23 protein-coding genes are annotated in these 18,996 nt (G+C 62.2%); 6 read left to right on the top strand and 17 right to left on the bottom strand.

What is annotated here, in order from left to right:
* Positions 1-67 precede the first annotated feature (67 nt).
* Complete coding sequence (locus ABDZ98_RS06045; RefSeq protein WP_160589504.1) at positions 68-277, top strand: hypothetical protein; 210 nt, start codon at positions 68-70, stop codon at positions 275-277.
* Here ABDZ98_RS06045 and pal read toward each other — a convergent pair whose 3' ends face one another.
* The 14 genes from pal to hisB form a co-directional block, all read right to left on the bottom strand.
* Positions 278-799, bottom strand: coding sequence for a peptidoglycan-associated lipoprotein Pal (gene pal, locus ABDZ98_RS06040; protein WP_160589503.1), 522 nt, complete (start codon positions 797-799; stop codon positions 278-280).
* A gap of 59 nt (positions 800-858) precedes the next feature.
* Positions 859-2,244: a Tol-Pal system beta propeller repeat protein TolB gene (tolB, locus tag ABDZ98_RS06035; RefSeq protein ID WP_160589502.1), complete on the bottom strand. Its 1,386-nt coding sequence runs from the start codon at positions 2,242-2,244 to the stop codon at positions 859-861.
* On the bottom strand, positions 2,244-3,068 hold the full coding sequence (locus ABDZ98_RS06030; protein ID WP_160589501.1) for a TonB C-terminal domain-containing protein: 825 nt from the start codon (positions 3,066-3,068) through the stop codon (positions 2,244-2,246). Before ABDZ98_RS06030 ends, tolB begins: the two co-directional genes overlap by 1 nt.
* A gap of 12 nt (positions 3,069-3,080) precedes the next feature.
* Positions 3,081-3,527 (bottom strand): ExbD/TolR family protein, encoded by a 447-nt coding sequence (locus tag ABDZ98_RS06025; RefSeq protein ID WP_160589500.1) that lies wholly within the window; start codon positions 3,525-3,527, stop codon positions 3,081-3,083.
* Positions 3,527-4,231: a protein TolQ gene (tolQ, locus tag ABDZ98_RS06020; RefSeq protein WP_160589499.1), complete on the bottom strand. Its 705-nt coding sequence runs from the start codon at positions 4,229-4,231 to the stop codon at positions 3,527-3,529. Before tolQ ends, ABDZ98_RS06025 begins: the two co-directional genes overlap by 1 nt.
* The gene (locus ABDZ98_RS06015; RefSeq protein ID WP_160589498.1) at positions 4,228-4,683 is read right to left on the bottom strand and encodes a YbgC/FadM family acyl-CoA thioesterase; all 456 of its coding nucleotides are present in this window, start codon (positions 4,681-4,683) and stop codon (positions 4,228-4,230) included. The genes tolQ and ABDZ98_RS06015 overlap by 4 nt, the downstream gene beginning before the upstream one ends.
* Before the next feature lie 79 nt (positions 4,684-4,762).
* Positions 4,763-5,140, bottom strand: a complete 378-nt coding sequence (locus ABDZ98_RS06010; RefSeq protein WP_160589497.1) for a histidine triad nucleotide-binding protein — start codon at positions 5,138-5,140, stop codon at positions 4,763-4,765.
* Complete coding sequence (locus ABDZ98_RS06005) at positions 5,140-5,454, bottom strand: phosphoribosyl-ATP diphosphatase (RefSeq protein WP_160589496.1); 315 nt, start codon at positions 5,452-5,454, stop codon at positions 5,140-5,142. The genes ABDZ98_RS06010 and ABDZ98_RS06005 overlap by 1 nt, the downstream gene beginning before the upstream one ends.
* 54 nt (positions 5,455-5,508) lie before the next feature.
* Positions 5,509-5,700, bottom strand: a complete 192-nt coding sequence (locus ABDZ98_RS06000) for a PEP-CTERM sorting domain-containing protein (protein WP_160589495.1) — start codon at positions 5,698-5,700, stop codon at positions 5,509-5,511.
* An 84-nt stretch (positions 5,701-5,784) separates the two neighbouring features.
* A complete protein-coding gene (gene hisF / locus ABDZ98_RS05995) occupies positions 5,785-6,543 on the bottom strand; it encodes an imidazole glycerol phosphate synthase subunit HisF (protein WP_160589494.1) in 759 nt (252 codons plus the stop codon).
* Positions 6,540-6,755 carry a hypothetical protein gene (locus ABDZ98_RS05990; RefSeq protein ID WP_160589493.1) on the bottom strand — a complete coding sequence of 72 codons (216 nt, stop codon included), beginning with the start codon at positions 6,753-6,755 and terminating at the stop codon, positions 6,540-6,542. Before ABDZ98_RS05990 ends, hisF begins: the two co-directional genes overlap by 4 nt.
* A 13-nt stretch (positions 6,756-6,768) precedes the next feature.
* Positions 6,769-7,497, bottom strand: a complete 729-nt coding sequence (gene hisA, locus ABDZ98_RS05985; RefSeq protein ID WP_160589492.1) for a 1-(5-phosphoribosyl)-5-[(5-phosphoribosylamino)methylideneamino]imidazole-4-carboxamide isomerase — start codon at positions 7,495-7,497, stop codon at positions 6,769-6,771.
* Positions 7,494-8,126, bottom strand: a complete 633-nt coding sequence (hisH, locus tag ABDZ98_RS05980; protein WP_160589491.1) for an imidazole glycerol phosphate synthase subunit HisH — start codon at positions 8,124-8,126, stop codon at positions 7,494-7,496. The genes hisA and hisH overlap by 4 nt, the downstream gene beginning before the upstream one ends.
* Positions 8,127-8,242: 116 nt before the next feature.
* Positions 8,243-8,836: an imidazoleglycerol-phosphate dehydratase HisB gene (hisB, locus tag ABDZ98_RS05975; RefSeq protein WP_160589490.1), complete on the bottom strand. Its 594-nt coding sequence runs from the start codon at positions 8,834-8,836 to the stop codon at positions 8,243-8,245.
* Positions 8,837-8,942: 106 nt separating this feature from the next.
* Here hisB and ABDZ98_RS05970 point away from each other — a divergent pair, with 106 nt between their 5' ends.
* From ABDZ98_RS05970 to gmk, 3 genes are read left to right on the top strand one after another with little or no spacing between them, the layout of a single operon-like run.
* Positions 8,943-9,449: an SspB family protein gene (locus ABDZ98_RS05970; RefSeq protein ID WP_160589489.1), complete on the top strand. Its 507-nt coding sequence runs from the start codon at positions 8,943-8,945 to the stop codon at positions 9,447-9,449.
* Between the two features lie 11 nt (positions 9,450-9,460).
* A complete protein-coding gene (locus ABDZ98_RS05965) occupies positions 9,461-9,883 on the top strand; it encodes a hypothetical protein (protein ID WP_160589488.1) in 423 nt (140 codons plus the stop codon).
* 31 nt (positions 9,884-9,914) lie between these two features.
* On the top strand, positions 9,915-10,550 hold the full coding sequence (gene gmk, locus ABDZ98_RS05960; protein WP_237437321.1) for a guanylate kinase: 636 nt from the start codon (positions 9,915-9,917) through the stop codon (positions 10,548-10,550).
* 35 nt (positions 10,551-10,585) lie between these two features.
* Here gmk and ABDZ98_RS05955 read toward each other — a convergent pair whose 3' ends face one another.
* Complete coding sequence (locus ABDZ98_RS05955; RefSeq protein WP_237437320.1) at positions 10,586-12,967, bottom strand: S8 family peptidase; 2,382 nt, start codon at positions 12,965-12,967, stop codon at positions 10,586-10,588.
* A gap of 162 nt (positions 12,968-13,129) precedes the next feature.
* Here ABDZ98_RS05955 and dapD point away from each other — a divergent pair, with 162 nt between their 5' ends.
* The gene (gene dapD / locus ABDZ98_RS05950) at positions 13,130-13,969 is read left to right on the top strand and encodes a 2,3,4,5-tetrahydropyridine-2,6-dicarboxylate N-succinyltransferase (RefSeq protein WP_160589487.1); all 840 of its coding nucleotides are present in this window, start codon (positions 13,130-13,132) and stop codon (positions 13,967-13,969) included.
* Between the two features lie 106 nt (positions 13,970-14,075).
* Entirely contained in the window at positions 14,076-14,225 is a 150-nt protein-coding gene (locus ABDZ98_RS05945) for a hypothetical protein (RefSeq protein WP_202385896.1), read from the top strand.
* Positions 14,226-14,254: 29 nt separating this feature from the next.
* Here the strand turns inward: ABDZ98_RS05945 and ABDZ98_RS05940 are convergent, their stop codons facing one another.
* Positions 14,255-15,499 (bottom strand): dipeptidase, encoded by a 1,245-nt coding sequence (locus ABDZ98_RS05940; RefSeq protein ID WP_160589486.1) that lies wholly within the window; start codon positions 15,497-15,499, stop codon positions 14,255-14,257.
* A 145-nt stretch (positions 15,500-15,644) separates the two neighbouring features.
* Complete coding sequence (locus ABDZ98_RS05935; protein ID WP_160589485.1) at positions 15,645-18,956, bottom strand: beta strand repeat-containing protein; 3,312 nt, start codon at positions 18,954-18,956, stop codon at positions 15,645-15,647.
* Positions 18,957-18,996 lie beyond the last annotated feature (40 nt).

Below are 18,996 nucleotides of genomic sequence, written 5' to 3'. Positions count from 1 at the left end.
ATGCTGCATTGCAATACGGTCTCTTGCGCCTATCTGCCAGTTACCAAGATACTATGCGAGGATCGACATGAGCAAGCAACTGGCCATTTCTGCTGCCTTTTCCATCCTTGCTATGTCGGCTTTCGCCCTGTTTGGCACGGCGCAACCCGCTGCGGCTGGTGACCATGGCCAGATGGTTGGCGGACAAATGACGGGCGCGAAAGCCCAAGCCTCCGCGCCCGCCATCGGACACTATGTCCCGGCCCAAGCATTCTTCGGGCCTCTTATCAGCGAATGATCAGTTGATCATGACCGTAACCGCGCGGCGGTTGCGGGCCCATGCACCTTCGTTCGATCCGGTTGCAGCCGGACGTTCCTCACCATAGCTGACCGTGCGCAGGCGGTTGTCCGCAACACCCAGGCTGACCAGGTAATTCTTGGCCGCATTGGCGCGGCGCTCACCCAGAGCAAGGTTGTAATCACGCGTCCCGCGTTCGTCGGCATGGCCTTCAACGGTGGCGCGCGCGTTGGTGTATTGCAGCAGATATTCGGCCTGGGCGCGAAGAGCCACTGCATCCTCACTATCGATATTGAAGCGATCGGTATCGAACAGGATCACGTCGCGGCCAGCCATGGCCTGCGAGAAATGCGCCTGGCTTCCGGCAACGGGGCCGGTGGGAGCAGGTGCGGGTGCGGGTGCCGGAGCGGGTGCCGGGGCGGTGGCTACGGGCGGCGGTGGAAGTTCCTCCGGAGCCTTCTTCGAACAGGCAGACAGAGCCAGAATACTGGTAGCTGCGAGAATGACGGCATGACGTTGCATTTCAGACTCCTCCAAAAAAGGATGTGGTGATTTTTGGACCCTACAGGGAAACAACGAAGTTACGGCAAAACCGGTCCCCAAGCCGGATCTGACGCTCCCACTGGGGTTTGCAGGCGGCGCTCATTCTCGCCGGTCAGATCGACCTGCCAGATGGAGGTTTCGCCTGAGCCCCGCTCAGTACGGAAGAACTGGATGATGCGTCCGTTGGGAGCCCATGTGGGGGCCTCGTCCTGCCAGCCATTGGTCAGGGTGCGCATGTTACGCCCGTCGGTATTCATCACCGCAATATGAAAATCGCCAACGATGTGGGTGAAGGCAATCTGGTCCCCGCGCGGGCTCCATTCAGGAGTGCCGGCGCGGCCAGAGAAGAAGGTGATGCGGCGCGCATTGCGGCCGTCAGCGTCCATTATATAGACCTGCTGCGTGCCCGAACGATCGCTTTCGAACACGATCTTGCTGCCATCGGGCGAATAGGAACCGCCCACATCGATGCCCGGTGAATCGGTCAGCCGCAAAGGCGTGCCGCCGGTGGCAGGAACGCGGTAGATATCGGTATTGCCCGCCACCGCCATCGAATAGAGAATATAGCGCCCGTCCGGGCTCCAGCGCGGCGCGAAGGTCGGATTGCTGCTCTGCGTCACCAGCGTCTGCCGCCCGCTGTCCACATCATACACATAGATGCGCGGATTGCCGTCCTGGTAGGAGAGATAGGCGATCTTCGAATAATCGGGCGAATAGCGCGGCGTCAGCGCGGTGGACTGGCCATTGGTGATGAAGCGGTGGTTGGCCCCGTCACTATCCATGATGGCGAGCCGCTTGGTGCGGTTATCCTTGGGTCCGGTTTCGGCGATATAGGCGATGCGGCTGTCAAAGAAGGGGCTTTCCCCCGACAGGCGTGAATAGATCAGATCTGCGCATTTATGCGCGGCGCGGCGCCATTCTGCGGGCTGGACCACCCAGCCCTCGCGCACCAGCTCATCCTGCAGGATCACATCGTACAGATAGCAGCCAACCGTCAGCCGCCCGTCGGCATTTGCGCGCACATAGCCATGCACCAGCATTTCTGCCGAGCGTCCGCGCCATGTGGCATAGGCCGGTGCAGTAATCTGCGGATAGGTGGGGCGCGGCAGGGCATCGGGGCCAACCGGACGGAACAGGCCATTGTTGCGCAGATCGTTGAAGACAACGCGCGCCAGTTCCTGACCCAGCGCGCCCGTGCCATTGGCATTGGCGGGGGTGGATACGTCCTCATTGGTGGCAAAGGCGGGGATGGCAATGCCCAGGTCCTGCCATGCGTCCGCAGTGACGGTGACAGAGATACCTTCCTCGGCATCGAACCCCTCTGCCTGCTCCACAGGAGGCAGGCTCAGTTCCTGAGCAACGACTGGCGCGGCGACAGACAGGCCAAGGCCGGAGACGAGAAAGGCGAGAGCGAATCTGAGCATTATTGGGCCAACCTGTTGTCGAAATTCGATGTCACAACCCGCCAGCCGGAATAATATTCCTCCGGCAAACGGAAGGGCGATGCCAGGCGTACGGCGCGAACAGCCTGTTCAGCATGGCGACCGGCCTGCGCCCGATTGCTGTCTGTCACGCCGGTCTGGCGTACAACTTCGGGATTGCCTGCAAGGCTCCCGTCTTCATTAAGCCGGAAACGCAGCACGGTGACAAGTCGTTCCACATCCACGCCAGAAGGCGGATTCCAGTGCGGCTTGAGCTGGCGGATGATCGCCTGACCGATCGAAGCCTGCTCTGCCGGTCCCACCGTGCGCGCTGGCGAGCCGCTGTCGCCGCTGGCATCGCTCATGCCCTGCAGGAACTGATCGTTCATCCGTGTCGCCTGGCTTGTGGGCTGAGGGCGCGGCTGAGGGCGCGGCGCCTGTGTCTGCGTGGCGCGCGGCGTGGGCGTGGGGGTCGGGCGTGTCACCGTGCGCTCTGTGCGCTGCGGCGTGGTACGCTGGACGGGCGGCGGCTTTGGCGGATCGGGGACGGGGCGCGGCGGGGTCACTTCCATGATCGGCGCAGGATCGGGAACCGGCTGGTCGGATATTTCGGGCGCCATCGATGCGGCCGGTTCGGCACTGGGATCGGGGGCTGTGGATGTCAGGCTGACATCAGTTGCCAGGCTCACATCGATGCGCTGCGGCGGTTCATAGGGCGCGCGGCTATCATCCTGCAGCATCAGCGCCACGGCCAGGGCAACGTGCGCTGCGCCTGCGACCAGAAGGCCGAGTTTCTCTTCACGGGAAAGATTGGCGAGAGTGGCCATACAAATCGTCGCCTATGGCGCGTTTGCTGAACCGCTGGTGACCAGCGATATCGTATTGAAACCCGCGCGGTTCAACTCGCCCATCACAGCCATCACCCTGCCGTAATCGAGCTGGCGGTCGGCGCGCAGGGTCACCAGCGGCGGCTCCCCGGCAACGCTGGCCATCACCGAGTCGAGCGCATCGGGCAGACCGCCGCGCTCCACCGGCACATCATCGATATAGATGAAGCCGGCCTCATCGATTGCGATGGTCACCTGATCGGGTTCCTGATCCAGCGGATTGGCCCGGCTTTCGGGCAATTCCACCGGGACGCCGCTGGCCAGTAGCGGGGCAGTGACCATGAAGATGATCAGCAGCACCAGCATCACGTCCACAAACGGGGTGACGTTGATTTCCGCCATCGGTGCGCGGCGGCTGGAGCGCCCGCGCCGGGAAGAGGCGTGCAGACCCATCGCCATCAGCTGTTTTCCATCTCGCGGCCAATGTTGGCATGCACACGGTCGGCAAAGCGCTGCAGACGGGCTTCAAAGCCGTTCACAACGTTGGAGAAACGGTTGTAGGCGATCACTGCGGGAATGGCGGCGAACAGGCCGATGGCGGTGGCGAACAGCGCCTCCGAAATGCCCGGCGCCACCACGGCGAGCGAGCTGTTCTGCTGCATGCCGATCTGGAAGAAGCTGTTCATGATGCCCCAGACGGTGCCGAACAGGCCGATGAAGGGCGCGACCGATCCGGTGGTCGCAAGGAAATTCAGCCGCTCCGCCAGCTTGTCTGCCTCAACCGCGGCCTGACCTTCCATCGCCTGCGCAATGCGGCCCATCGCGGCAGGGCGATCCTTCAGCCCTGACTTGGTCGAGCGGCGCAGTTCGGAAAGTCCTGCGGCAGCCACGCGGCCCGATGCATTGTCTGCCTTGGCGCGCGAAATCAGGTTCTCTGGCTCGTCAGAGGTCCAGAATTCCTGCTCGAATTTGGCTGACGAGCGCTTGAGCCGCCCGATCCGCAGCGAGAAGGAAAAAATGATCGTCCACACCCAGACGGAGGCCAGCACGAGGCCAAGAATCACCAGCCGGACGACAATATCGGCATCAAGAAACAGTTGCAGCGGATCAAGCCGCGTGGGGGCAATTGCACTGCCGGCAGCAAGGAGATCGAGCGTGGTCATGCATTATCTTTCGCAAAGAATTGATCGAAGGCAGCGCGCCAGCCATCGGGCTGGCGGCGCGGACGGCCGGTGGGGGAAACAAAGCCGACACGAATATTGATTTGCACCAGCAGATCCTCCCCCCGCAGAACATCCTGCGCCAAACGCACGCTGGCGGCCCGCAGTTCCACACATCGCGTTTGAACGACAAGTGAATCATCCAGCCGGGCGGGCGCGAAATAGCGAATATTGGCCTCTGCCACGGCATAGTTGCCCTCACCCGCATCCGCCGCCGCGCGCTGGTCTATCCCCAGCAGGCGCAACAGGCTGGACCGGGCCCGTTCGCAGAATTTCAGATAGTTGGCGTGATAAACCACGCCGGACAGGTCCGTGTCTTCATAATAGACACGCACCGGAAACAGGTGCTGCTGGCCACGAAAGCAGCCATCATCGGGTTGCGGATACTTTTCCATCTCCGCTGGCCGCATTAGCGGCGGGCGGAGTCATGCGGCAAGCGGCAATTGCCCTGCCCACCACTTCCCGGGGGCTGATTCAGCCCGAAATCATCCGGCCCAGCGGCCTGCCGCCAAACAGGTGCACATGCAGATGCGGCACTTCCTGCCCGCCGTTTGCGCCCACATTGGCCAGCAGGCGATAGCCCGGCTGCACCAGGTCCAGATCGCGCGCCACCGTGGCCACCGCGCGGATGAAACCGGCAATTTCCCGGTCGGAGGCCGTGGCGGCAAAATCGTCCCAGCTGACATAGGCGCCCTTGGGGATCACCAGCACATGGACCGGCGCCTGCGGGGCAATATCGTGAAAGGCGAGCGCATGCTCATCCTCGAACACCTTGTTGCAGGTAATCTCCCCGCGCAGGATTTTCGCAAAGATATTCGCCGGATCGTAAGGCTGCGTGGGATCGATCGCCATCACTCGCTCCGTGATGCCTTTTCCGCCAGTCCCGACACCCCTTCGCGGCGTTCAAGCTCGGCGCGGACATCGGCCAGAGACAGGCCGCGGGCATTCAGCGCCACCAGCAGGTGGAAGATGATGTCGGCTGCCTCGCCCACCAGATCCTCGTCACTGCCGGAAAGCAGCGCGATGGCGGCTTCAACGCCTTCCTCACCCAGCTTGCGGGCGATGACCGGCAGGCCGCGCGCATTGAGGCTGGCGACATAGCTATCCTTGGGCGCGGCGGTGATGCGCTCAGCGATCACGGCTTCGAGATGGGTCAGTATATCCATGCTGGCGGGATGCGAGCTAGCCGCGCCGCAGTCAAGACAGACAGTCAAGACGCCCTACTGATCGGCGCCATCGTCCTTGTCGCGCTTCACCGCGAAACGGCGGCCGATGATCAGGCCTGCCAGACCCAGTGCGAACAAGGTGAGGCTCGATCCTTCGGGAACCTGCGCGCTGCCACTGGCAGCTGCCGCAGGCGCGCTGACGAGTACCAGGCACAGGGCCAGAACAAGGAGGATACGGGCAAGCATGCGAGTGCCCCTCTGCCCCGCGCCGCCCTGACGCAATCGGCAGTGTGTTAACGTCCCGCGATGGCACCGATGCCGCTAAAAGTCCTAGCTGCGTGCGGGCAGGCCCGCGGCACGCAAGGCTGCATGCGCCTCGGCAATGGAATGCGTGCCGAAGTGGAAGATCGACGCCGCCAATACCGCGCTGGCATGGCCCTGCGTCACGCCTTCCACCAGATGCTGCAAATTGCCCACCCCGCCACTGGCGATCACCGGCACGGAGACCGCATCGGCGATGGTGCGGGTGAGCTTGAGGTCATAGCCGCGCTGCGTGCCGTCGCCGTCCATCGATGTGACCAGCAGCTCGCCCGCGCCAAGTTCGGCCATGCGGATGGCGTGTTCCACCGCATCAATGCCAGTTTCGCGCCGGCCGCCATGGGTGAAGATTTCCCAGTGATCGTGCACCCAGCGCGCATCGACGCTGGCGACCACGCACTGGCTGCCCATCTTCTCGGCAATTTCGCCGATCACTTCGGGACGAGTAACGGCGGCGGAATTGACTGCCACCTTGTCCGCGCCCGCCAGCAGCAGCGCGCGCGCGTCCTCTACCGTGCGCACGCCGCCGCCCACGGTAACGGGCATGAAGCACACTTCCGCCGTGCGCCGGACGATATCCAGCAGCGTGCCGCGCCCTTCGTGGCTGGCGGAGATATCCAGAAAACACAGCTCATCCGCACCGGCGGCATCATAGGCCTGCGCCTGCTCCACCGGATCTCCAGCATCCTTGAGGTCTACGAAATTGACGCCCTTGACCACGCGGCCATCGGCCACGTCGAGACAGGGGATCACGCGGATGCGGACGGTCACAGGATCGACACCAGAAACAGCGGCAAGGCGCGCGCGCCCATCAGCAGGGCCACGATCAGCACTGCCATCATCAGAAAATACACCCACGGATGCTCATCCAGTGTGATCGTCTTGCCGAAATAGTTGAACCGCCGGTCCCGCGCGCCGGTGAACACCGAATACAGCGCATAGAGCATCACGCCGGCCAAGATGATTGCGCCAAGATATGCCATTATGCCCGCTTCCTCATGCTCTTTGCGCCATGGCGATCGCTGTTGCCAGGTCCAGCCGCCCTTCAAACAATGCGCGGCCGGTAATCACCCCTTCGATCCCGTCATTGGCATGAAGCGCCAGCATGCGGATATCATCCAGCCCCTTCACGCCGCCGCTGGCGATAACCGGAATATCCACGCTGCGCGCCAGATCCACCGTGGCCTCTACGTTGCAGCCCTTCAGCATGCCGTCGCGGCCAATGTCGGTGAACAGCAGGCTGGCAACGCCGGCATCTTCAAAGCGGCGGGCCATATCGACCACGGGCACGTTGGACACTTCGGCCCAGCCCTCGGTCGCCACCATGCCATCGCGCGCATCAACGGCGACAACGATGCCATCTTCCCATTCGCGCGCCATGGCCTTGACGAAATCGGGGTCCTTCAGTGCTGCCGTGCCCATCACCACGCGGGCAACGCCAAGGTTGAACCAGCCCTCCACGGCCTCAGGCGTACGAATGCCGCCGCCCAGTTGCACGTATCCGGGAAAAGTCTCGATAATCGCTTCCACGGCCTCACGGTTTTCCGCCCGCCCGGCAAAGCTGCCGTCCAGATCGACCACGTGCAGGTGCTGCGCGCCCGCCTCGGCAAAGATCAGCGACTGCGCGGCGGGATTGTCACCATAGACGGTGGCGCGGTTCATATCGCCTTCGGCAAGACGCACGACCTGGCCGCCTTTCAGATCGATGGCAGGGAAAACGATCATTGCGGGTCCCATTCAAGAAAGCGGGCGAGCAGTGCCAGCCCGTATGCCTGGCTTTTTTCCGGGTGGAATTGCACGCCCAGCAAGTTGTCTCGCGCCACTGCGGCCACGATGCCGCCGCCGTGATCGGTCATGGCAGCCACGTGATGGCCGTCATCGGGCACGAAGTGATAGGAATGGAGGAAATAGGCCTCGCCCTCCTCGATCAGGTCCGCCGCACCCTTGTGCGCGGTCAGGGCGACATCGTTCCACCCCATATGCGGCACCTTGATGCGCGGATCGGTGCGTTCGATCCGTTTCACGTCACCAGGAATCCAGCCCAGACCCGGCGTTTCGCCATGTTCCAGACCGCGCGTGGCGAGCAATTGCATGCCCACGCAAATGCCCAGGAACGGCACGCCGCCGCGGATCACCCGCTCCTCCAGCGCCTCGACCATGCCGGGAATGGACCACAGGCCGTTCCTGCATGCCGAGAAAGCGCCCACGCCGGGCAGCACGATGCGCCGCGCACCGCGCACGATATCGGGATCGGCGGTAACGGCGATATGCCCGGCCCCCGCAGCTTTCAGCGCATTATGGACCGAGTGCAGATTGCCAGCGCCGTAATCGATCAGCGCAATTGCTTCAGACATATTGGTTTTGCGCACGCCCATCCGGGCGCGCGGTCCTCACTTTGCGGGCAGGCCAGCTGCCCCCGTTGCGGGCGGCCGGTCGGCCTTGCGACTGCAGGGCAGCCGGTTGGTAATACCTAGCCACCCAGCTGCCCCTTGGTGCTCGGCACCGCGCCGCCCTTGCGCGCATCAAGCTCCACTGCCTGACGCATGGCGCGGGCAAAGCCCTTGAAGATGGCTTCGCAGATGTGGTGGTTGTTCTGGCCATACAGGATCTGGATATGCAGCGTGATCCCGGCAGCCTGCGCCACCGAATGAAACCAGTGGTCGATCAGTTCGGTATCCAGCTCGCCCAGCTTTTCCTGCGTGAAACGTGCTTTCCACACCAGAAATGGCCGGCCGGAGATATCCAGCACAACGCGGGCCAGCGTTTCGTCCATGGGCGAATGCGCTTCACCATATCGGCCGATTCCGGCCTTGTCGCCCATCGCCTGAGCCAGCGCCTGGCCCAGCGCAATGGCGCTGTCTTCGGTGGTGTGATGCTGGTCCACATGCAGGTCACCGTTGACCTTCAGGGTGACATCTATCAGCGAATGGCGCGAAAACTGCTCCACCATATGATCGAGAAACCCGATCCCGGTGGATATGTCATACGCCCCCGTCCCATCGAGATTCACCTCGACGAGAATGTCGGTTTCGGCTGTTTTTCGCTCTATACGGCCTGTTCTCATGCAAAATGCCTATAGGCTGCGGGCCGTCTTTCGCAAGTAATCGCAGTGGATCAACTTGCCTTTGCGGCTTGACCAAGCGCCTTTCGATAGTCACCTAGCGGCAGTTATGAGCGACGATACGCCCGAAAGCCTGATCCCCTATGACGAGATCGTGCAGGAGGCCCTGCGCGCCGTAGTCGGCCGTGTGCTGGGTGAAGTGGAGCGTACGGGCGGCGTGCTGCCCGGCGATCACCATTTCTACATCACCTTCAAGACCGGCGCGCCGGGGGTAACCATCCGCAAGGATCTGCGCGAGCGGTTCCCCGATGAGATGACCATCGTCCTGCAGAACAAGTTCTGGGACCTGAACGTGACCGATCACGGCTTTTCCGTAGGCCTCAGCTTCAACCAGCGTCCGGCAGACCTGGTGATTCCCTTCGCCGCGATCACTGCATTTGTTGATCCGGCGGTCGATTTCGGCCTGCAATTCCAGGCCGCGGCCAGCGATATCGAACCCACCGATCATGACGAGCCTGAAAATGACGGCGGTGAAATCGTCGAAGACAAGCCCGATGGCGCCACTGCGGAAGACGGGTCCAACGTCGTGACGGTCGATTTCGGCCGGAAGAAGTAGGCGCGGTCGGCATGGTCCTGCGCAGCACAAGGCGAAAAGCAGGGCGCGGTGCCGCCGCCAGAACCGATACCATCAATCGTGATGAGACGGATCAGGCCGCAACGGTTCCCGGCCTGACTGCCAATCCGGCCACCAATCTGTTGATGGCCGATATCGTGATGCGCGCGGGCTCCTATGTCCTGCGCCGGTTTGTGGAACGCAGCTTCCTCAAGGGCCGCTATGGCACCGATGCAGCCCGCCAGATTGTCCGCAACAAATCGCTGTCCAGCACGCTGACATCGGTGGTGATCGCCAGGGTGGCCACGCGCTCTGTTCCCGGGGCAGCGCTGGTGGGCACCGGCATATTGGCAAAAACGCTGTATGAGCGCGGCAAGCGCCGCCGCGATGCGCGCATGCAGGGTAATAACGAGCTGCTTGATCGCACCGATACTTGATCAAACAGGCCCGCTTGCGGCAAGAGCGCATATGGCCGATTTCAAAAACCTCGCCCGCCGCGGGCTGATGTTCATCCTTTCCTCGCCGTCGGGCGCTGGCAAGACCACCATTGCAAAGAAGCTGCTGGCGCAAGTCGATGGGCTTGGCATGTCGGTGTCTGTCACCACCCGCCCGATCAGGCCGGGCGAAGTCGAGGGCAAGGACTACCACTTTGTCGACCGGGATACCTTCAGCCAGATGGTCGAGAACGGCGAGTTCCTGGAATGGGCGGAGGTGTTCGGCAATTGCTACGGCACGCCCAAGGCGCAGATCAAGGCTGGGCTGAAAGCGGGGCAGGATTACCTGTTCGATATCGACTGGCAGGGCACGCAGCAGCTGTACCAGCGGATGGAAGTGGATGTGGTGCGCGTATTCCTGCTGCCCCCCAGCATTGCCGAACTGGAAGATCGCCTGCGCTCTCGCGGGACCGACAGTGACGAGGTCATCCGCAGCCGGATGGACCGCGCCAAGGCCGAGATCAGCCATTGGGACGGCTATGACTATGTGGTCATCAATGACGACATAGAGAGCTGCTACGACAGCGTGCTGCACATATTGGAAGCCGAACGACTGCGCCGCGCACGCCAGACCGGACTGGTCGATTTTACCCGCAAGCTGATGGCTTAAAGGCCAGCATTAGAATCCGGCGTTAGAATCCGACGCTAAAATCCGGTACTCCACCGCAGGGCCAGGCCGCCATCGTCAGCCGTGCGGGCAAAATGGCCGGGGTCCTTGCGATAGAACAGGCTGGCGGTGGCATTGCCCAGCAGCAACGGCCCGCTCCACGCAATCTCCGCATCCAGCTCGCGTCCGCTGGGGGCCAGCGACAGGCTCCTGATGCCGTATTGTGCGGTCAGCGTCTCATAATCATAGGAGACCGGCAGGCTGAGGTTGAGCTGGCCATGTTCCACCCGCAGCGGCTGCGACAGGCGGATGGCCAGCGTATCTCCTGCGCTCAGCAGATTGCGCCGTGACAGGTCCAGCGCAAAGGCGCGGCTGGTCAGCTGAGAGCCGGGGCCCATGCTGCCGCCCATGCGAGCCTGCGTCCAGCCCTGGCGAATCTGACCGCCCAGCCGCCAGTTGTCCGCCAGTTGCCAGCCTGCGGAAAAGTCCACGAACAGGCTGTCTGCCCCGGCCAGCGCAAAACCTTCATGCAGGTGAGCGCCAAGGAAGGTCCGCTCCTCCCCCATCCAGTCCACGCCGAGCGCGGTTTCCAGATTGCCGAAGCGGCGATCGAACGACAGGCCTGCCCCCGCCACCGGCTGCTCGGCCCGGTAGCCGCGCATCTGTGCCGCGCGGCGCACCACCGCGCTGCTAAAGGACTTGCCGCTCTCGGCGCTGAGCGTGAGGCCCCATCCGCCAAGGTCCTGCCGAAGCGCGAAGGAGACATCGCTGCTGCGCGAGATGCCCGCATCGCCATTGCTCGATCCGGCGATCATGAATGCCGGTCCCTGGCGGGCCTGCAACTGGGAGACCAGTCCGTCCGCGCCCTGTGCATAGGCAAAACCAAACTGCGTGTTCTTGGCAATCTGCAATGTCGCCCTTGCGGCCAGCACGCGCGCCTGCGTCTCATCCTGCGGCGACAGGTCCAGCCTGCCCATGCGCAGCGGCCCATTACCGCGCGCATCGATGGAAAAGGCGACTGAACCGCGCTCATTACCGGCGGACAAATAGCGCTGCTGGCTGCCCAGCGCATCATGCAAGGGGCTGCGCAGGGCGGCGTTGCGCAATGTTCCGGCCAGATCGGTGGCATAGGCGCGGTCATATTCGTCAGTGATCACGGTGGGCAGTGATGCCGCGCTCAGCGCATCGCCCATGGCAGGGGACGCGGTGCCGCTGACATCCGCCAGCGCAATGGCGCTGACAGAGCCAGCCAGCGAGGTGGTGCCGATCGGCTGGAAGGCCGCGTTGATATCCAGAATACCCCGGCCATAAACGGCATCATCGCCTGTTGCCCCGGCATCGAATGCCGTGCGCAGGAGAATCTCGGCAATCTGCTGCCCGGTCAGATTGGGGAAGGCCTGTGCCAGCAGGGCCGCCGCGCCCGCCACTTGCGGGGAGGCAAAGCTGGTGCCGGAGTAGAGATAGACGAAGCCCTCGCTATCAACATAGAGCGTGCCATTGTCATAGGTGCAGCAAACGGCCTCCCCCCTGGCGGCGAGGTAGAACTGCGTGTCGGTTCCGGGCAGGTTGGAAAAATCCGACATCTGGTAATTTTCATCAACCGATCCCACCACGATCAGGCCGGAATTGCCCGCGCCGATCATCTGCCTGGCGAAATCATCCAGCTGGGCAAAGCCATCATTACCCGCCGCGATCACCACCAGCACGCCGGCGCTGGTTGCATCGCGCACTGACTGCTGAAGCGCGGCATTGGCTCCCCCCTCACCGCCCAGCGAGATGTTGATGATGCTGGCGCCATTGGCCACGGCATAGTCGATCGCCCTGGCGATGTCGGAATCGAGGAAGCCGCAGGTGGTGGCCGGGTCCTGCGGATTATCGCCTGCGCATGTCCCTGGCTCATCGGCCCTGATTGCCAGCAGGTTTGCGCCCCAGGCGATGCCCAGCACGCCGGTGTTATCGCGCGCGGCGGCGGCGACCATGGCGACATTGGTGCCGTGGTCGTCAGGACCGGACAGCGCATCGCGGCTGTCATACATATCCTTCGAAGTCGGCAGGATTCGTCCGGCAAATTCGGGGCTGTCGCTGTCTATGCCGGTGTCGATCACGGCAATGGTCACCCCGGCGCCATTGCTTCCGGCGTCCCATGCGGCATGGGCATTGTGTTGCTTCGGCCCGTCCGAACGGCGAAATTCGGCAGTGTTGTACAAGGTCGGCACGCTGATCTGGTTGAACCCGGATGGGGCGGGCGTGGGCGAAGGTGTTGGCGTTGGCGCTGGGGTTGGCGTCGGGGTCGGGGTCGGCGCGACCGGCGGTGCGACCACGGTGGTGCCGCTGCCACCGCCGCACGCAGCCAGCATGGTCACACCGGCAATCGTCAGACCGCGTCCGAAAGTCGCTGCAAATCCCGATTTGTGCTTCATGCCGACCTTTCCTGCGCTCGCACAACTTATGCGGACACATTCCTAATTCGCGCTGAACATGCGACTCCGCAGTTTCAATTGCAACGTTCTGCATCACACTTGCCCGCCGCGTCCATGCAAGCTAGCGGCGCTGGAACAGGATTTATTGCAGGGGAGATGGCCATGAGCGCCGATCTGGAAAATGCCATCGAACAGGCGTGGAATGCACGCGAGACCGTCACCACCGCCAGCCATGACGTGCGCGAACATGTCAACGCAGCGCTGGCCCTGCTCGACAGCGGCCAGGCCCGCGTTGCGCAGCCCGATGGCAATGGCGGCTGGCAGGTCAACCAGTGGCTGAAGAAGGCCGTGCTGCTATCCTTCCGCCTCAATGACAATACGGTTGTGGACTATGGCGCGGCGGGCGCTCCCGGCTTTGACAAGGTGCCCAGCAAGTTTGCCGGCTGGGATGCGAACCGCTTCCGCGATGCGGGCTTCCGCGTGGTGCCCGGCGCTGTGGCGCGGCAGGGCAGCTTCATCGGCAAGAATGTGGTGCTGATGCCCAGCTTCGTGAACATCGGCGCCTATGTCGATGAAGGAACGATGATCGATACGTGGGCCACGGTCGGCTCCTGCGCGCAGATCGGCAAGAATGTGCATATCTCCGGCGGCGCGGGTATTGGCGGCGTGCTGGAGCCATTGCAGGCAGGCCCGGTGGTGATCGAGGACGGTGCCTTCATCGGTGCCCGCAGCGAAGTGGCCGAAGGCGTGCGCGTGGGCCAGGGCGCTGTGCTGTCCATGGGCGTCTATCTGGGCGCATCGACCAAGATCGTCGATCGCGCCACGGGCGAAGTGCACCGCGGCGTAGTGCCTCCCTATGCAGTGGTCGTGCCCGGCGCGATGCCCGGCAAGCCGCTGCCCGATGGCTCTCCCGGTCCCTCGCTCTATTGCGCGGTGATCGTGAAAACCGTGGATGCGCAGACCCGGTCTAAAACCGGCATCAACGAGCTGCTCAGGGACTGAAACGGGCCGAATACCGTATAAGGTCCATGCCCCCAAAGCGGAACATCGCGCCTTCCCAACCGTAGAATCTGCAAGCAAATCGCAGAAATACGAAAGGGAAAACGCCATGAAACGCCAGGGAAACGAAGTCCGTATCGAGACCAATGAAGCGCGCGGCGGCTCGACCCCGCACGTGGTGCGCTGGGTGTTGGCCGCCAGCATGACGCTGGCGGTGATCGGCCTGTCCGCCGTGTGGATCATCCCCGCACTGAGCTGATGCACCGGTCGGGAGCGGCCGTCGTTGGCCTATCCCGCCGGTGTTTCAATAGGCGGCATGCCCGCCTGGCTGGCGGCATAGGCTTCCGCCGCGCGCATCACCCGCATCATGTTGCGGCTGGCGATCTTTTCCAGATCATTTTGTGAATAGCCGCGCCGGGCCAGTTCGGTGAACAGCGCGGGATAGCCGGAGACATCCTCCATCCCGGCAACCAGGCTGGGCCAGCCATCATAATCTCCGCCCACGCCGATGTGATCGATGCCGATCCTGCCGCGCAGGTAATCGATGTGGTCCGCCACTTCGGCAACAGAGGCGACCGGTTCGGGATGGTCCCGCAACCACTCCGCCATCGCCTGCGCAACCTTGCCCGGTTGCCCCTGCCACAGCCATTGCTGACGCGCGGTTTCGGCCGCCTGATCGGCAAGCCAGATGTTGCGCGTGGTGCTGACAAAGCCGCCGACAAAAGTGACCATCACGATACCGCCATTAACGGGCACCAGATCGAGCACATTGTCAGGCACATTGCGCGATTCCTGCGTCACGCTGCGGGCATTGGAATGGCTGAAGATGATCGGCGCGCGCGATTCCTCCAGCGCGTCCAGCATCGTCCCCTCGCTGACGTGGGCAAGATCGACGAGCATCCCCAGCCTGTTCATCTCGCGCACCACCTGCCTGCCGAAATCGGTCAGCCCGTCATGCGCGGGATCTTCATCCGCGCTATCCGCCCACTGCGTGTTTCGCGAATGGGTCAGCGTCACATAGCGCACGCCCAGCTCATCGAACTGGCGCAGCACGGCCAGGCTGTTGTTGATCATGTGCCCGCCTTCAACGCCCAGCAGGGAAGCGATCTTCCCCTCGGCCATTGCCGCCTCGACCTGGTCTGCCGTCAGCGCCAGCGCCATGGCATCGGCATTTTGGGCGATCAGCCGCTTGGTCACGTCAATCTGCTCGATCGCTGCCTGCACGGCCTCTGGTCCCGGTGTTGAGGCAGAGGTGAAGATGGACCAGAATTGCGCGCCGACATGACCTTGCCGAAGGCGCAGCAGGTCGGTGTTCATCATGCTGCCGCCGCCGTCCCCGGTGGAGCGCGTATCGGTGAAGTCGAACTCGGCAATCACATTGCCATAACGCCAGCGCAACTGGCCCGGCGTATCGTTGTGGCCATCCCACACCGGCGCAGCATCAAGCGCGGCTGCGGCGGTTTCTTCTGCGGTACGGGCATTGGCGGAACACGAAAGGCAGAGCGCCGCGAGAGCTGGCAGGGCATATTTCATCGGGAGCCTATCCTGTGTTTCCGATCGTCCCATTGCAGCTGGCAGCCGGCAGGAGGATCCGTGTTCATCGCCAGACAATACAAAACCGGCGGCCCTGTGGAAAGGACCGCCGGTCTTGTGTCTTGTACTTATCCGTTGGAGCGAATCAGAAAACGATGCTGGCTCCAACACCGCCGCCGACGGCATCTTCCGAGAAGCCGACGTTGGCGCCCAGACCGAAGCCACCTTCGGTGACGAACTGAGCGCGGACAGAGCCGGCATATTCGCCTTCAAAGGTACCGGCACCAAAGGCGATACCGCCCTGACCCGGCTCCAGGTTCATCGGAGCGGCATTCATGGCGAAGCCCATGGCCACACCCTGGAATGCCTGCTTGGAGCGATATTCCAGATTGCCTATGCGGCTATCGATCACATCGATGCGGGCATTCAGCGTGTTCACCGCGCTGGTGAGCTGGCCGAAGGTTGCCACATCGCTGGCAGCCACACCGTTCGAGACGCCCGTGATACGGCCATTGGCGCCGTTGAGGGTGATCGAACCGGCACTGACATTGCCATTGACGGTGACGATATCGCCATCGGTGGTGGTGATGTTACCATCCGAGGAGATATTGCCGCCTACCGCAAGGTCTGCACCGATCGTGGCGCCGCCGGTCACTGCCAGCGTACCTGCATTGACACTACCGGTGGTCGAGATCGTTCCCGAACCGGCATTGATCGAAGCGCCATTGGTGACGATGCCGCCATTGGCCGACGTGAGACCAGTGACGGTCAGCGTGCCAGCCATGGTGGAATTGCCAGCCACGGCAAGGTCAGCGCCGATGGTGGCATTGCCCGTGAGCGTGGCGTTGGTGGCAAACACGTCGCCGCCTGCAATCACATCGTTGACGGCGATCACATTGTTGAGCGCGCGCAGGTTGTTACCGGCGGTAACGTTGTTCCCGGCAGTCACGTTCACTGCTGCGTTTACGTTGTTGCCGGCATTCACATCGACGTCAGCGTTGACATCGTTGCCAGCGTTCACGTCGTTACCGGCGTTCACATCAACACCAGCATCCACGTCATTGACGGCGATCACGTTGTTGAGCGCCCGCACGTTGTTACCTGCGGTGATGTTGTTGCCAGCGGTCATGTTCACCGCAGCGTTCACGTTGTTGCCCGCGTTCACGTCGACCGCAGCGTTCACGTCATTGCCTGCATTCACATCGACATCGGCGTTCACATCATTGCCAGCGTTCACGTCGTTACCGGCGTTCACATCGACACCAGCATCCACGTCATTGACGGCGATCACGTTGTTGAGCGCCCGCACGTTGTTGCCTGCGGTGATGTTGTTGCCAGCGGTCATGTTCACCGCAGCGTTCACGTTGTTGCCTGCGTTCACGTCGACCGCAGCGTTCACGTCATTGCCCGCATTCACGTCGACCGCAGCGTTCACGTCGTTACCGGCGTTCACATCGACATCGGCGTTCACATCGTTGCCAGCGTTCACGTCATTGCCGGCGTTCACATCCACGCCAATTTCGGCGTTGTTCACGGCGATCACGTCATTGAGTGCGCGCAGATTGTTGCCAGCGGTAATGTTGTTGCCAGCGGTCATGTTGACCACTGCGTTGACATTGTTGCCGGCGTTCACATCGACAACGGCATTCACGTCATTGCCAGCGTTCAGGTCGTTACCGGCGTTCACGTCGACGACTGCGTTCACGTCATTGCCAGCGTTCAGGTCGTTTCCGGCATTCACATCGACGACTGCGTTCACGTCATTGCCAGCGTTCAGGTCGTTGCCTGCGGTGACATCGGCAACCGCGTTCACATCGTTGCCAGCATTCACATCGTTACCGGCGTTCACATCCACGCCAATTTCGGCGTTGTTCACGGCGATCACGTCATTGAGTGCGCGCAGATTGTTGCCAGCGGTAATGTTGTTGCCGGCGGCAACGTTGTTACCCGCAGTCATGTTGACCGCTGCGTTGACATTGTTGCCTGCGTTCACGTCGACAACGGCGTTCAGATCATTGCCCGCATTCACATCATTTCCGGCGTTCACATCCACGCCCGCAGACAAATCGACCACGGCGTCAACATTTTCGCCCTGTACGGTTGCCTGCGAGATGACCGAGCCATTCACGAGCACGTTATTGCCGACCACCACGGTATCCGTGACATAGGCGCTGGTGCCAACGAACAGATCGTTGGATGCCGCCACGTTGACCGCATTCACGTCACCGGTGAAGGTGCCGTTACCGGCATCATCCAGAGTGAAGGTGGTGCCGTTGACGGAATCGCTGACAGTCACGCCATCGTTGTTGACCACAACATTGGTTGAGGTGGTGCCACCGTGCAGGATGAGGTCGTCATTGGTGACCTCGATATAGCTGCCACCAGCCGCATTGTCGGCGTCGATTGTCAGCACGCCACCCACGCCCGACAGGCTGTTGGTTGCGATATTGCCGGTGTTGTTGATGCCGTTGGAGTTGCTGGCACCCGTCACGTTCAGATCGCCGCCCACGTTGGCGTTGTTGGTGATGTTGGCGTCATTGCCGGCGACCAGATTGTTGGTTGCACTGACATTGTTGCCTGCCGTCACATCAGTCGTGAAAGTGCCATTGGTGCCAGACACGTCGCCCGATGCGACCAGATTGGTGGCATTGACATCTCCGCCTGCATTCACGTCATTCACGGCGTTCACATCGTTGCCGGCATTGACGTCGACATCGGCGTTGACGTCATTGGCAGCGTTCACGTCATTGTCGGCGTTCACGTCGTTACCGGCATTGACATCGACATCGGCGTTGACGTCATTGCCTGCGTTCACGTCGTTACCGGCGTTCACGTCCACCACTGCGGACACATCGACAAGAGCGTCAACATTCTGGCCCTGGACCGTATTCTGGACGATGGCCGAACCATCGACGAGGACGTTCTGGCCCACCTGGACGCTGTTGGTCACATAGGCGCTGCTGCCAACAAACAGATCGTTGCCAGCACTCACATTGCCCGTCGTAGTGACAGAGCTGCCGCTCACGGCGCCGGTTGCACTGACAGTGGTCGCACTCACGGTGCCAAAGCTGCCCGATGCACCCGAAACGGTACCGATGGCCTGAACATTGGCACCCTGGACCAGATTGCCAGCGATAACATTGACGCCAGCGTTCACATCGTTGACCGCGTTGACATCGTCGCCCGCGTTCACGTCATTGGCGGCATACACAATGTTCTGTGCGTTCAAGTTGAGGGCATTGACGTCACCACCTTGGGTGAAGATGCTGCCGCTGCCGGTTTCGATATTGGCGCCGTTGGTATCAAGAGTGCCGCCGTTGTTGGGGCTGTCGCCAGCCGGGCTGGTCACTTCGACGGTCTGACCGCCAATCGTAACAATCTGCGCTTGGGCAGGAGCAGCAAAGGCAATTGCGGACAGTGCTGTACCGCAAAGTATCGATTTTCTGACGCTATTCATTTCAATCTCCAATACAAAAAGACACAGACCCTCGCTGGCT

The sequence above is a fragment of the Alteraurantiacibacter aestuarii genome, from assembly GCF_039523595.1.
Taxonomy (GTDB): Bacteria; Pseudomonadota; Alphaproteobacteria; order Sphingomonadales; family Sphingomonadaceae; genus Alteraurantiacibacter; species Alteraurantiacibacter aestuarii.
Note: the sequence above shows the minus strand (reverse complement) of the source record. Positions and strands in the feature narration are given on the sequence as shown.